Genomic DNA, 13,710 nt, shown 5'->3' on the forward strand with positions numbered 1-13,710 from the left:
CCTCGGTCGCCTGCAACGGCGGCAGCAGGGTGTCCAGCGACGGCGGCTCGTTCAACGGCGGCAGCCACACCTCGTGCGCCGGCGGGCCCTGCCCGACCAGGCGCTCGACGATGACTTCCAGCAGTGAGCGGCCGTCCGGGCCGTCCGGCCCCGATACGTACGCGGCGTCGAACCGGGTCAGCTGCGAGCCCTGCACGCCCAGGTAACCCGAACCCGGGATGGGCGGCAGCTCGTAGGCGTCCGGCACACCGATCGCGGCCCGCGACTCGGTGGCGGAGAACGTCTTCAGACCGATCCGGTAGGACAGGAACCCGTCCAGACCGCGCAGCTTGCCCTCCTCCAGCCGCTGCGAGGCCAGCAGCATCTGCACACCCAGGCTGCGACCGAGGCGGCCGATCATCAGGAAGACCTCGATGAAGTCCGGCTTCACGGACAGCATCTCGGAGAACTCGTCGACGCAGATGAACAGCAGTGGCAACGGAACGAGATCGGCGCCGTTCTCACGCGCCTTCTCGTAGTCCCACACGTTCTTGAACTTGCCCACGGCCAGCAATTCCTGGCGCCGCGACATCTCACCCGCGATGGCGTCCCTCATGCGGTCGACCAGGGTCAGGTCGCCCGCCAGGTTGGTGATCGTCGCGGCCACGTGCGGCGCGTCGTCCAGGCCGAGGAACGTCGCGCCACCCTTGAAGTCGACCAGGATCATGTTGAGCGACATTGACGAGTGCGTCGCCAACATGCCCAGCACGAGCGTCCGCAGCAGTTCCGACTTACCGGAACCGGTCGCACCGATGACCATGCCGTGCGGGCCCATGCCCTCCATGGCCGCTTCCTTGATGTCCAGCTCGACCAGCTCACCGAACTCGTCGATGCCGAACGGCACCCGGTAGCGGTCGCGCACCGGCCGGAGTTGCCACGCGCGCTCCACGTCGAACGACTCCGAACCACCGTCGAAGCCCAGCATCTCCAGGAAGGTGGGCGCCGGGACGTCGACCTGTGCCTCCTCGGGCGCCTGCTCCCCCACCTGCTCCCGCGCTGGCTCGTCCCAGCCGGGGAACGAAGGATCGCTCAGCCTGCGGATCACATCCGAGACGTGGTCCTCGTCGTTGTCCTGGAAGGTGATCGCGCTCAGGAACCGACGTCCGGCGTAGAGACCCCAGCCGGGCTGCTCCGGCAGGGTCGCCGCGAGTTCCGCGCTGATCTTCGACTCGCGCGGGTCGTCGAGTTGGAGTTCGACGCGCCCGCGCAGCAACGGCGTGATCTTGGCCGGGAGTTCCGCCCAGTTCCGTGCGGTCACCAGCACGTGGACGCCGAAGCGCAGACCGGCACTGGCGATCTGGTGCACCGCGTCGTCCAGCAGCGGCACGGCGTCGTGGAACTGCTCCCAACCGTCGATGACGAGGAACAGGTCGCCGTGCACGCCCGACGACAGCACGCCGCGCTTGCTGAGCTCCCGGTACGTGTGGGTCCTGGTGAGGCCGAGGGCCCGGAACATGCGGTCGCGCCGGTCCAGGTGCTGGATCAGCCAGTCGAGCAGCCGTTCCACCTCACGCCGGTCCGACGGTGCGATCACCGCTTTGAGGTGCGGAAACGTGCCCAACGTGCGGAAGCTGCCGCCGCCGTCCAGGCAGTAGAAGCTGATCTGTTCCGGGGTTCGGCCGTGCGCCAGCCCGCTCATCAGGGTGTGCACGAGCGTGGACTTGCCGGAGTAGATGCGACCGACGACCGCGAGGTGCCCCTCCTGTCCGGCGAAGTCGATCCGCAGGACGTTGTCCGCGCGTCCGCCGTTGTGCTGGGCCTGCCCGATGGGCGAGCTCAGGTCGAGGTAGTCGCCCGACTCCTCCGGGGGCAGCAGATCGGTGAGCCTCGGCGACTCGGAGTCGCCGTCCACGACGATGCGACGGGACCGCACCTTGGCCACGCGGAAGGTGCCTTCCGACTTGTTGCTCATCGTCGGCGTCTGCTTCAGACCGGTCTGCTTCACCTCGTCGCGGACGAACGAGTAGAGGTCTTCGACGTTGATCGAGTCCGCGCCCACCCGACCGGCGGCCCCGGTGCCGATCCCCTTGATCACCGCGTCGGTGAACGCGGAGACCCGTTGCCGACGCTCGTCGTAGAACAGCTTGTCCTGTTCGTAGGCGAATTCGAGTTCGTTCGACGCGGTGAGGACGAAGGTGCCCTGACCGAAGTGCTGCCGCACGTCGCTCCAGTCGCCCGACCGCTGGGTCGGGCGCTGGGTGAACGCGCCGCTGTAGCAGCAGTCGAGCAGGACCAGCTTCGATCGTGCCCGGCACTCCTCCAGCAGGTGCTGGAGCACGACGCCGGGCATCGCGGTGGCGTAGGGCCGATGCCGGTCGGTGTCGCTGGCGGCGAAGAACAGCTGGTCGTAGTCGTTCTTGATCCCGTGGCCGGTCAGGTAGAGCAGCACCTCGTCATCGACGTCACGCTCACGCAGGAACTCCTCGACCGCGCGTTCCGCCGCGCTCTTCGAGGGGTCGAGCAGTACCTCGGCGGAGTCGAACTCGCCGATGTCGGGGTCCAACAGCAGTTGCGAGAGGTGTTTCGCCTCGTCGACGACCGATTCCAGCGGGGCGAGCTTCGGATCGAGGTACCGCGATGTGGCGATCAGCAGCGCGACGCGCTTGCCCATGTCGTTACTGCCCTGCCTGATCGTCCTCGCCGGCGGCCAGCAACTGGGCCAACTCGTGCTGGTCGGCTTTCGAGACACCGGTGAACGACCACGTCTTGTCACCCTTGGTGACCTTGACGCTGCGGTCCTTCGCCTTGTTCACGAAGGCGATCACGACCTTGCCCACGGTGGCGATCATCGACGTGGACAGCACCCCGGTGATCACCAGTTCGGTGAGCTGGGGTGTCCAACCCGACTTGCCGTCGACGGGCACCTCGCCCTCGGCCCTGGCCACGTTGACCACGCCCAGCGCGCGGATGTCCTTGAGGAGTGACGCCGACAGGCGGTGCAGTTCACGCTCGTCGGCCGCGTGCGCATCCACCGTGAGTGTCAGGTCGTCCATCCGTGATCTCCGCTTCGAGTCGCAGCAGCAGTGATCAGTCAAGGTATATCAACCGTCGGCCGCACTGATGCCGATCGCCACGACTCCCACTCGTCCGCACGATCGCGGTAATGGATGTCCCCCGATCGTGCAGGAAACGGTCCGTCATCGCGGAACGGCCGGTTAGCGTGAATCCAGGTGGTCCGCGACGCAGGCCAGGTAGAGCTTGAGCACGAAGCGGGCGTCGCGAGTGCTGTGGCCGGTCAGCTCCTCGATCTTGTTCAGCCGGTAGACCAGCGTGTTGCGGTGGATGCGCAGTTCGGCGGCGGCGCGGACCAGGTTGAAGCCGCACTCGCACCACGTGGTGATCGTCTGGCGCAGGACCGGCCAGTCGGTCTGCCCCCGCAGGTCGCCCAGGAGTGCCCGCGCGAACCTGGTGCGCAGGTGCCGGCCGCTGGACGCGACGAGTTCCTGAACCCGCAGGTCGTCGATGTGCACGACCCCGGCCGGCCGACCCAACCGTGCCGCGAGGTAGAGCGCGGTCGACGCGTCCTGGTACGAGTCGTGCAGCTCGGGGACCGACGCGGCCCGACCGCCGATACCGACCGTGCAGTGGGTGCCGATCTCGTCGGGCACCCGGACGCACCGGTCCGGCAACTCCGGCAACGACGCCTTCTCCAGGTGCAGCACGACGAACCGGCCGGAACTCGTGCTGCCGACGATGTCCTGAGGATCGTCGAACACCCTCCGCAACGCCCGGTTGACCTTCGTGGGCTCCGCCGGGGCCTCTACGTCCACCACCACGGCCACCCGGCGCTGCCGCAGGTCGTACCCGAGTTCGTGGGCGCGGAGGGTCAGCGGCTCGGGCTCGGCCGTCTGCCGGTCGTAGTGCGCCACGTCGCGCAGCAGGTCCTCGACGGCCTTCTCCCGGAACAGCCGTGAGGACAACAGGACCGACTCGCGCAGCAGGAGTTCGGTCTGGTTGCGCACCAGCCGGCCGAACCGCTCCACCTGGCCCGGCGCGCCGGTGATGCCCACCGTGCCGACCGCCTCGCCGTTGAGCACGAGCGGCAGCGTGATGCCCGGCTCCACGCCGCTGAGCCGCCGTGCCGCCTCCGGGTCGTGGCTCATCGCGCACAGCCGGCGCACCACCTCGACCGACGCCTCGTGGAAGCTCCCGACCCGGTCGGGGTCGCCGCTGCCGATCACGATGCCGTCCCGGTCGGTGATCAGGACGTTGAACCCGATGATCGCGCTGGTGTCGACCGCGATCTCGTTGGCGATCGAGGACGCGAGCACCACTCTCACCTCTTGTACGGAACGTATGGCGGGTCACCCCGATCGGACCAGCAGTTCTGGTCAGAGTAACCAGTGACCTGCGGCATTCGGACGCTTAGCGTGTGCCCAACCTCATCGCCAGTTAGGACGTGCGCCATGTCGAGAACCGCATCGCTCGCCGTGAGCGGCCTGCTGATCGCCGCGCTGACCGCCTGTTCGTCCGGTGACGCGGCCGACCGGGGCGCGGACGACCTCGGCACGATCGAGCCCGGCGTGCTCAAGGTCGCGATCCAGCCGTACGCCCCGTACACCGACTACCAGGGCGGGGAACTGACCGGCCTGGACAGCGAGATCCTCACCGCCGTCGCCGCCAAGCTGAACCTCAAGGTCGAACCCGAGGTCACCGACTTCGCGGGCATGCTCGCCGGCGTCCAGTCCCGACGCGTCGACATCACCATCGGCGGCGTCGCCTGGTCGGCGGACCGGCAGAAACAGGGCCTGTTCACCGACCCGCCGTACTACTCGCCGCCGGCGATGGCGGTGAAGTCCGACAAGGAGTACAAGACGGTCTCCGACCTGGAGAACCTGCGCCTGGCCACGGTGGAGGGCTACGTCTGGGTCAAGTCGATCCAGGCCGTGCCCGGCGCGAAGTTGCAGGCCTACCCGGACGGCAACGGCGTGATCGACGACCTCGGCGCGGAGCGGGCGGACGTCGGCTTCCTCGACCCGCTGATCATCATCGCCGCGCAGAAGGCACGGCCCGAGTTGGCCATCAAGACCCAGTACCTGACCCCGCCCAGTGACGCCGACGTGCAGGCGAAGCCCGCGTACGAGTACTTCCGCTCGTACATGACCAGCTTCTACCTGCCCAAGGAAGCGACCGCGCTGGAACAGGCCATCTCCCGGGAGATCCGGGCGATGTACGGCAACGGCGAGCTGACCGGGCTGGTGCGGAAGTACGGCGGCGACCCGGAGCAGTTCCTCAAGCCCCCGACGCACATCGCGCCGCTGCGCCGGGACGTGGACCGGCCGTCCGACTGGACCCCACCGTCGATCTGAGGCGATCCGAGTCGGTCCAGTCGATCCGAGTTGATCTGAGGGGTGAGCGTGTTCCAGGTTCCTTGGTCGGAGTACTCCGCAGACCTGTGGGAGGGTCTGCTCAAGACCCTCTCCTACACCGCGGTCGGGTTCGTCGGTGCTGCACTGCTGGGACTCGCGGTCGCGCTCATGCGGCTGAGCCCGGCACGTCTGCTGCGGATACCCGCGGTCCTCTACACCGAGGTGTTCAAGAACGTCCCGCTGCTCGCGGTCATCTTCCTGACCTACTTCGGGCTGGGCTCGATCGGGCTGAAGTTCGACGCGTTCCAGGCCGGGACGCTCAGCCTGGTGATCTTCTACGCCGCGTACCTGTCGGAGATCTTCCGATCGGCCATCAACGGCGTGCACGGCGGTCAGCAGGAGGCGGCCGAGGCGCTGGGCATGCGCCGGATCAGCACGTTCGGCAAGGTGGTGTTCCCGCAGGCGCTGCGGCTGGCCCTGCCGGGCACCAACACCATGCTGGTGGACCTGCTGAAGTCCACGTCGCTGCTGGTCACCATCTCGGCCGCCGAGCTCATGTCGCAGGGCCGGCTGATCACCTCGGCGACGTTCCGGGCGCTGGAGGTCTACCTGGTGATCGCGGCGATCTACTTCGTCCTGTGCTACCCGCTGTCGCAGGGGTTGCTGTGGTTCGAGCGGCGCATCCAGGCGGGCACGCCGCTGTCGGTCGGGCGGCGGCGCAGGCTCCGCGCGGCCAAGGCGCTGCTCGCGCAGTCGCAGTCGGAGGTGACGGCATGACCGAGGTGACGGAAAACCGGACGGCCACCGACGTGCTCACCATCGCCGGGCTGAGCAAGTCGTTCGGCGGCAGGCTGGTGCTCGACGACGTCTCGCTGTCGGTGCACCGCAGCACGATCACCGCGATCATCGGTCAGAGCGGTGGCGGCAAGACCACGTTGTTGCGCTGCCTGAACCTGCTCGAACGCCCCGACCGCGGCCTCATCGCGGTCGACGGCGAACCGATCTTCGACCACCGGGTGGTGTGCCGCGACCTGCCGAAACTGCGCCGCTCGGTGGGCATGGTGTTCCAGCGGTTCAACCTCTTCCCGCACCTGACCGCCGTCGAGAACGTGATGCTCGCGCCGCTCGACGCCGGTGTTCCGGAGCAGGAAGCCGTCGAACGCGCGGTCAACCTGCTGCGCCGGGTGCGGCTGACCCACCGGGCGACGGCGTACCCGGAGCAGATGTCCGGCGGGGAACAGCAGCGGGTGGCCATCGCCCGGGCACTGGCCCTGCGCCCGTCCGTGCTGCTGTTCGACGAACCGACGTCCTCTTTGGACCCGGAGTCGACCGGCGAGGTGCTGCGGGTGATGCGCGAGCTGGCCGCCGACGGTATGACGATGGTCCTGGTCACGCACGAGTTGTCGTTCGCCGGGGACGTGGCCGACCGGGTGGTGTTCGTCGACGGCGGGCGGATCGTCGAGGAGGGCGAACCCGGCCAGGTGCTCGGCAACCCCCGCGAGCCGCGCACCCGGGAATTCCTCACCCACTTCTCCCAGTCACACCAATCCCAGTCACACCAATCGAAAGATTGACGATGCCGTCATCAGCAGACGCCCCGGTGGTCGTGGTCGGCGGTGGCGTGGTCGGCCTGTGCATCGCCCACTACCTGACCTCCGCCGGTGTTCAAGTCGAGGTGATCGAGCGGGCGTCGTTGGGCTCCGGCGCGTCGTGGGGCAATGCGGGCTGGGTCTGCCTGAGCCATTCCGCGCCCGTGCCCGCGCCCGGAGTCGCCCACTACGCACTCCGGTCGCTGGGCAGGCCGGAGTCACCGCTGTACCTGCGGCCGTCCGTGGACCCCCGGTTCCTGGTGTGGCTGTGGCGGTTGTGGCGCAGCAGCGGCGAATCGGCGTTCCGGCGCGGTTATGCGGCGGTCACCGCGCTGAACGAACCGACGTTCGACCTGTTCGAGGGCTTGACCGAGGCCGGCGTCGATACCACGTTGCAGCGCCCCGGCCTAGTGCACGCGTTCCTGTCCTCCACCGAGGCCCGCCACCACCTGGACGTCCAACGCGAGATGGCCGACGGCCACTACGACCTGCCCGAGCAGGTGACGGTCGGACCGGACGCGCATCGCCTGGACCCGGCGCTGTCCCCCTCCATCCAGGCGGCCTACCTGGTGCGCGGCGAGGGCGTCGTCGACCCGGTCCGGTTGGTCGAATCCCTCGCCCGTGTAGTGAAGGGCGCCGGCGGGCACGTCCGTGAGAACGCCACAGTCACCGGCTTCCGCGGCACCGCCGGTGCCGTCACCGCCGTGCGCACGAACGAGGGCGAGCTGCCGTGCCGCGCCGTCGTCATCGCGGCCGGCATGTGGTCGCAGCCCCTCCTGGCCCAACTCGGCGTCCGACTGCCGATGCAGGCAGGCAAGGGTTACAGCTTCTCGGTCGATCTCGACCCCGCACCCAGCCACGCGCTGTACTTCGGCGACCGGCGGGTAGTCGCCTCCCCCATGAACGGCACCACCCGCATCGCCGGCACGATGGAGTTGAGCGGCAACAACCGCAAACTGGACTGGCGCCGGATCGTGGCCATCGCCCAGGCCAGCCGCCACTACCTCGGCCGCTGGTTCGACGACCCCGACGACCTACCCCAACGCATCCGCGACCCCTGGGTCGGCGGCAGACCGTTCCTCGCCGACGGACTACCCGTGATCGACCGCACCCCGAGCCACGACAACGTCTTCGCCGCCACCGGCCACGGCATGCTCGGCGTCACCCTCGCCCCCGCCACCGGCCGCGCGCTGACCGACTACTTCCTCACCGGCCAACGCCCCGACACCCTCAACGCCTTCCGCTTCCGCTAGGGGGCAACCCGCTCCGCTCACCTGACCGGCTGCGGGAGGACCTGGTCAGGTACAGCAGCCACCCGGCCAGGACGATGGGGAACCACAAGGACAACCGCTGCCAGACGAGGTCGTCGGCACGGACCACGTGCATCTCGTGGTAGACCATGTGCGGCACGCTGAACAGCAACGAGCCGATCAGGACAGCTCGGACGAACACCGGCTCCGGCCATTTGACGCACACTGCGGCGACGGGCACGAACTGCGCCAACGCCAACCCGAAGTCCCGCACGAGGTGTTCGTTGTACGGCGGGAACAAGCGCACCCAGGCGTGATCCGGCGTCGGGAAGGCCCCGAAGAACCCGTCAGGCGACACGACGGCCCACAGCGCGGGTCCGGCCTGCCACAGCGCCAGCAGCACGATTCCGGTGCGAAGCCGAGTCGTCGTGCTCATTCCCCACTCCCGAGATCGTGGTGAGCCGATCGACAACCCCGCCGTTCCTCTTCTCCGACGGGTCGGTGCTCACCCCGACCGGGTAACCGCCGTCCACCGGCACACACTCGCCACCCGGCGAACCACCCGAAAGGTTCGGCCGAGCACAGTCCGGATGAACCGGCCGCAGTGGTCCCGAGTCCTGTGTAGTGGGCAGCGCCCCGCCTCGGACTGACGAGGTGGGGCGCTGTCGTGTCTTATCGCGGTCCGAGTGCGGCGAAGGCTTCGTCGAGCAGGTCGTCGAGGTCGAGTCGGCCGTCGGATTCGGTCCAGTGGTCGACGGCGATGTTCAGGCAGTTCAGGGCGGCGGCGGCCTTCACCGCGAGGCCCACGGTCGTGGGGCGTGGCGGGGTGGTGCGCTCGGCCAGGGCCTGAGTCAGGGTGAGGCGCCAGACGGTCTGCTTCTCCAGGTGCCGCGCGGACAAGGCGGGAGTCTCTTTCACCAAGCGGGCCGTCGCAAGGCCGCGGCCCAGGTCCTGTCGATAGGGCTCGACGATGCTGTCCAGTGTCCGGCGCAGCGCCGTCCAGTCGTCCTCGTCCTCGGGCCGGGCACGCAGGCGACGACGAAGCCGCGAAGGCCGAGGTGACGTGGCTGCTGGACACCCTGGGCTACGACACGGTGGACATCGGCACGCTCGCCGACAGCTGGCGCAGCGAACCCAACAGCCCGGTCTACGTCCAGCCGTACCTGCCGGCGGTGCAGCCGTCGGCCGGCCAGGACCCCTGGGAGTTGTTCACGATGCCCGGAACCCCCACGCCGGCGGCACGCATCAAGGAACTGGTCGACGCGGCTGTCCGAGGCCCGATCGGCGGCGTCTTCCCCGGCTCCGCCCAGGACTGACCCGCTCGCGTCCGTGGGCGGGACATCCATCCCGCCCACGGTCTCTCGCGACCCGCCGCCACGGAACCCCGCCGGGTCAGCCCGGAAAGCCGACACACCCGGTTGCGCAGGCGTCCTGACAGGTCACACGGCGGAGTCCAGGCGGTCGCGCTGCTCGGCGGTCAGCTCCAGCGACACGCCCGCGATCGCCTCGTCGAGCTGCTCGACCGTGCTGACGCCGACGATCGGCGTGGCGGCCGGGTTGCCTCCGGTCAGCCAGGCCAGCACCACCCGGTTGCGGTTCGTGCCGGTTTCGGTGGCGATCTCGTCGAGCACGGCGAGGCGGCGGGTGGTGCCGGGGTGGTCGTACTCGGCCGGCAGGGACTTGTCGGCGCGGGTGTAGCGGCCGCTGAGCAGCGGCGTGTACGCCCACAGCGCCATGTCCGGGTGGTGCTCCAGGTAGTGGAGGACCTCGTCGGTGACCGCACCGAACCGGTGCACCACGGTGGGCTGGGTCGCGGGGCGGGGTTGCAGGTAGGTGTGGTGCTGCTGCACCGCGGTGAATCCGGTGCTGCCGTGGGCGTGCGCGATCTGCCGTGCCCGTTCGATCTGCCAGACGGGGTAGTTGGAGCAGCCGAGACGGCCGACGGCACCCGCGGACACCAGCTCGTCGAACGCGGCGACCGTCTCTTCCAACGGTGTGACCGGATCGGGCTTGTGGGCCCAGTACAGCTCGACGTGGTCCGTGCCCAGTCGTCGGAGACTGCCCTCGATCCCGCCCTTGACGACGCCGGCCGAGAGTCCCTCGGCCGTCTCCGGGAAGCGCCCGGCCTCGGTCGGCTCGCAGCCCACCTTGGTGCTGATCCGGACGCGGTCGCGGACGCCCGGGCGGCGGGCCAGCCAGCGCCCGAGCAACGCCTCGCTCTGCCCGCCGAAACCGGTCGGGTCCTCCCAGAACGAGTAGCAGTTGGCGGTGTCGATCCAGACGCCTCCGGCGTCCACGAAGCGGTCCAGGAGCTCGAACGATCGGCGCTCGTCCTGAACCGTGCCGAAGAGCATGGCGCCCAGAGCCAGGTTGTCAATCATGTCCATCACGCTAGGTGGATTCGGATCGGCGGTACGCTCCAATCTTGTGCCGGTTTCCCAGACCAATTTCGCGTGGGCGACGCTGCTGGACGTCGGCCCGCCGGAGCCCGGCCGGCACCGCCTGCACGATCGCCTGGCCCACGCGCTGCGCACCGCGATCCGGGACGGCCGGCTGCCGGAGGGCGCCGCCGTGCCACCGAGCCGGGCGCTCGCCGAGGAGCTCGGCTGCTCCCGGTGGGTCGTCACGGAGGCGTACGGGCAGCTCATCGCGGAGGGCTACCTCTCCGCCCGGGTCGGTTCCGCCACGCGTGTCTCGTGGTCACCGGACACCGCGCCGCCGCGACCCCGCACGCGGCACACACCGACGCCCCCACCGATCCGGTACGACCTCGCGCCCGGTCTGCCGGACCTGCGGGCGTTTCCACGCCGCCGCTGGGTGGACGCCGTCCGGGCGGTCATCGGCTCAGCCGTCCACTACGACCTCGGCCTGCCCGACCCGACCGGGCACGTGGTGCTGCGCACCACCGTCGCGCAGTACCTGCGGCGCTCACGCGGTGCAGACGCGCACGCCGTGTCGGTGTCCGTGTGCGCGGGCGTCACCGACGGTCTGGTGCGCACGTGCCGAGCGCTGCGCGCCGAGGGGATCACGGACCTGGCCGTGGAAGACCCGGGGTGGGGGCGGCTGCGGGACGCCGCGACCAGCGCCGGCCTGCGCGTCCACCCGGTGCCCGTGGACCACGACGGCCTCCGCGTCGACGACCTCGCCCGTACCTCCGCCCGGGCCGTCGTCGTCGGCGCGGCACACCAGTTCCCCACCGGCACAGTGCTCTCCCCGGCACGCCGGGCACGTCTGGTGCGCTGGGCCCGCGAGGTGGACGGCTTCGTCATCGAGGACGACTACGACGCCGAGTTCCGCTACGACCACCACCCGGTCGCCGTCATGCAGGGAATGGATCCGAGCCGGGTCTTCCTCCTCGGCTCGGTCAGCAAGACACTGTCACCGGCCCTCGGCCTGGGTTGGCTGGTCGCGCCCGCCGTGATGATCCCGGCGCTGCGGGCGGCGAACCCCGTCGCCGCCGCACCACCGGTGCTGGACCAACTCGCGCTGGCCACCTTCATCGACCGCGGGTGGTACGACGCCCACCTGCGCGCGGCGCGGCGGCGGTTCCGCTCCCGCCGCGACCTGCTGGTCCGCACGCTCGCCACCGGGCTGCCGGACGGCCGGGTCGCCGGCACCGCCGCCGGGCTGCACATCCTGCTGCACCTACCGGACGGCGCCGACACCCGCACGGTGGTCCGGGCCGCGGCCGACGCCGGGCTGCGCCTGGCAGACCTCGACGACTACCGCACGAAGCAGTCGGCGGAACGCGCGCTCGTCCTCGGATACGGCAACATCAGCGACACGGAGATCCCCCCAGCCCTCGCGCTCCTCCGCGAAGCGTTGCGTTCTCCCGCAACGCAGGCACCGCCCGACCCGGGACGTGATCACCCTTAGAGGGCATCTGATCTACTTTTGGGCGAGTACGTCCGTTTAGCGTAGATCGTTTCGCCAGGTTTGGGTGGATTCTCCGGTCAGAGCGCGGCTCATTTTGCGTGTGGGACGGCTCGAGTAGTTGGGCCTGCAGGTGGCCGACTACGGGCGCTCTGTGGGGGGCAGTGCAGTCGAACCGCAGGACATCAACGGAAAGGGTCAGTATATTTCGATCGAGTAACTCGTCGAGTTATTGTCCTCATTCGACTCCTGGACGTGGTTGTCTTCGTCGACGACCCATTTGATATGGCGGGAGCCGCCGGGGTCATTGGGTGCAGTCCAGTAGAACTGGCTATTCCCATTGCACACCCTAGTTTTGGCAGGCACTCCCTCATGGCTACCGTAACCTTGCCGAACGCCACCGACATACCACGCAATATTGAATACGCCAGTGCCTTGATCTCCCTGGTTCTCAACGCACGTCTCGAAGTGGACCGGCGTACCTGCCGGCGCCCATAGAGGACCGTCGATAATCCCGGCGTACAGATCGGGACCTGACTGGGCGGCGGCGGTATTGGTGGCCGGGCCGGCGAGAAGCCCAAGAGCCATGACCGCCGCCGCGGCGTATCGTGGGAATCGTACGGGAGCCATTGAGTTCTCCTCCTCCAGCAGCTCGGCCCGGTGAAGCCGTCGAGCGAAGCACCCGGCGTAGGCCTGCAGGTAGGGCCGATTGGCACGCCCGATAGGGGCCGTAGGGCCTGGTCACGCTCACACCCGCATCGCCAACTCCAGGCGCGCCACGCCGTGGGCCAGAGGTCCACGACCCGGACGAAACACCTGGGCCTCTTGCGCGAAGAAGCTGGACGGTTGCGGCCGCACATCGTGCCTGACGACCTCGAGCATGAGCCGGGAGTCACGAGGAGCGGAGACCCCGCTCCATTCATCATATCAAGCATGAGTGTTACGACCGTGTTACGGTCCGCGTACCTCACTGTGAACTACCGCCGGCTGTGGGGCACTCACTCCGAGTGTAACCGGAAGATCGCCAAAGATCGTCAACTGCTCGGTTTCTCAGCATCTAACTCGGCGGGTTTTGCTCCGCTGCGACCTGCAGGAAGCCAGGTCGGCACCGCGCTTCACGCTCAACAACTACGGATCAGAAGGTTGCAGATTCGAATCCTGCCGAGCGCGCCACCTCAAACCCGCTCTCACCAGCGGGTTTGTTCTTTTCCGCATCCGGCACCTGGTTGCCGGCGGGTTGTTTGATCGGGGTGTGCACGCCGATCCACGCGCCTTCGTAGGCGCCGCTGGCGAGTGCGGGCAGGTCGAGGTGAGGCGCCGAGGACGTGCTCGCGGGCCGCGGTGAGATCGTGTACGGAGCCGCGCTCGACCTCGGCCACCCATCGAGGGAAACCGTCCGGTCCGAAGAGTGCTGGATGGTGCCGCCGTGTTCGTGAACCTTCCCGGTAACCCCGTGGCGCAGGAGGTGCAGGGGCCACGCGCCAACGCGGTCACGTCAACGTCTGGGCTGAACCAGCGCAACCCCAGCACCGCTTGCCGGAAGCAGGTCAACCCCCCGCTGTTCTTACGGGTTGGGTGCGGACGTCCGCCGCGTGGCGGGCGACCTGGAACGGAACTGAGCCGGTCGTAGTCGACCTCGACTGTCGGCTG

At 68.9% G+C, this 13,710-nt stretch carries 14 protein-coding genes; 6 read left to right on the forward strand and 8 right to left on the reverse strand.

What is annotated here, in order from left to right; all coding sequences use genetic code 11:
* The 3 genes from ALI22I_RS54515 to ALI22I_RS07305 all read right to left on the reverse strand — a co-directional run.
* Positions 1–2,650, reverse strand: a 2,650-nt coding sequence (locus tag ALI22I_RS54515) for a caspase, EACC1-associated type (RefSeq protein WP_274522761.1), incomplete at its 3' end; no start/stop codon positions are given.
* A gap of 4 nt (positions 2,651–2,654) precedes the next feature.
* On the reverse strand, positions 2,655–3,032 hold the full coding sequence (locus ALI22I_RS07300) for a hypothetical protein (RefSeq protein WP_077004733.1): 378 nt from the start codon (positions 3,030–3,032) through the stop codon (positions 2,655–2,657).
* A gap of 162 nt (positions 3,033–3,194) precedes the next feature.
* Positions 3,195–4,310: a CdaR family transcriptional regulator gene (locus tag ALI22I_RS07305; RefSeq protein ID WP_077004813.1), complete on the reverse strand. Its 1,116-nt coding sequence runs from the start codon at positions 4,308–4,310 to the stop codon at positions 3,195–3,197.
* Positions 4,311–4,445: 135 nt separating this feature from the next.
* Here ALI22I_RS07305 and ALI22I_RS07310 point away from each other — a divergent pair, with 135 nt between their 5' ends.
* Genes ALI22I_RS07310 through ALI22I_RS07325 form a run of 4 tightly spaced genes read left to right on the forward strand, consistent with a single transcriptional unit; the run spans position 4,446 to position 8,190 of the window.
* The gene (locus ALI22I_RS07310; protein WP_077004734.1) at positions 4,446–5,348 is read left to right on the forward strand and encodes a substrate-binding periplasmic protein; all 903 of its coding nucleotides are present in this window, start codon (positions 4,446–4,448) and stop codon (positions 5,346–5,348) included.
* Positions 5,349–5,396: 48 nt separating this feature from the next.
* Entirely contained in the window at positions 5,397–6,125 is a 729-nt protein-coding gene (locus ALI22I_RS07315) for an amino acid ABC transporter permease (RefSeq protein WP_202970837.1), read from the forward strand.
* The gene (locus tag ALI22I_RS07320) at positions 6,122–6,922 is read left to right on the forward strand and encodes an amino acid ABC transporter ATP-binding protein (protein WP_077004736.1); all 801 of its coding nucleotides are present in this window, start codon (positions 6,122–6,124) and stop codon (positions 6,920–6,922) included. The genes ALI22I_RS07315 and ALI22I_RS07320 overlap by 4 nt, the downstream gene beginning before the upstream one ends.
* A gap of 2 nt (positions 6,923–6,924) precedes the next feature.
* Complete coding sequence (locus tag ALI22I_RS07325; protein ID WP_077004737.1) at positions 6,925–8,190, forward strand: NAD(P)/FAD-dependent oxidoreductase; 1,266 nt, start codon at positions 6,925–6,927, stop codon at positions 8,188–8,190.
* Here ALI22I_RS07325 and ALI22I_RS07330 read toward each other — a convergent pair.
* Positions 8,168–8,623, reverse strand: coding sequence for a hypothetical protein (locus tag ALI22I_RS07330; RefSeq protein ID WP_077004738.1), 456 nt, complete (start codon positions 8,621–8,623; stop codon positions 8,168–8,170). The two genes, ALI22I_RS07325 and ALI22I_RS07330, sit on opposite strands and share 23 nt — an antisense overlap.
* Before the next feature lie 236 nt (positions 8,624–8,859).
* On the reverse strand, positions 8,860–9,219 hold the full coding sequence (locus tag ALI22I_RS07335) for an acyl-CoA-like ligand-binding transcription factor (RefSeq protein ID WP_179118143.1): 360 nt from the start codon (positions 9,217–9,219) through the stop codon (positions 8,860–8,862).
* Here ALI22I_RS07335 and ALI22I_RS07340 point away from each other — a divergent pair.
* Positions 9,168–9,503, forward strand: coding sequence for a hypothetical protein (locus tag ALI22I_RS07340; protein WP_179118137.1), 336 nt, complete (start codon positions 9,168–9,170; stop codon positions 9,501–9,503). The genes ALI22I_RS07335 and ALI22I_RS07340 overlap by 52 nt on opposite strands.
* 123 nt (positions 9,504–9,626) lie before the next feature.
* On the opposite strand, the gene ALI22I_RS07345 is transcribed toward ALI22I_RS07340, so the two are convergent.
* Positions 9,627–10,568, reverse strand: coding sequence for an aldo/keto reductase (locus tag ALI22I_RS07345; RefSeq protein WP_077004814.1), 942 nt, complete (start codon positions 10,566–10,568; stop codon positions 9,627–9,629).
* Positions 10,569–10,614: 46 nt separating this feature from the next.
* Between ALI22I_RS07345 and pdxR the strand changes: the two genes are divergently transcribed.
* Positions 10,615–12,063: a MocR-like pyridoxine biosynthesis transcription factor PdxR gene (gene pdxR, locus ALI22I_RS07350; RefSeq protein WP_238598174.1), complete on the forward strand. Its 1,449-nt coding sequence runs from the start codon at positions 10,615–10,617 to the stop codon at positions 12,061–12,063.
* A gap of 195 nt (positions 12,064–12,258) precedes the next feature.
* On the opposite strand, the gene ALI22I_RS07355 is transcribed toward pdxR, so the two are convergent.
* Positions 12,259–12,690 (reverse strand): CARDB domain-containing protein, encoded by a 432-nt coding sequence (locus ALI22I_RS07355; protein ID WP_083751514.1) that lies wholly within the window; start codon positions 12,688–12,690, stop codon positions 12,259–12,261.
* A 505-nt stretch (positions 12,691–13,195) separates the two neighbouring features.
* Positions 13,196–13,318 (reverse strand): hypothetical protein, encoded by a 123-nt coding sequence (locus ALI22I_RS54520; protein ID WP_274522762.1) that lies wholly within the window; start codon positions 13,316–13,318, stop codon positions 13,196–13,198.
* Positions 13,319–13,710 lie beyond the last annotated feature (392 nt).

Source organism: Saccharothrix sp. ALI-22-I, from assembly GCF_001984175.1.
Classification (GTDB): Bacteria; Actinomycetota; Actinomycetes; order Mycobacteriales; family Pseudonocardiaceae; genus Actinosynnema.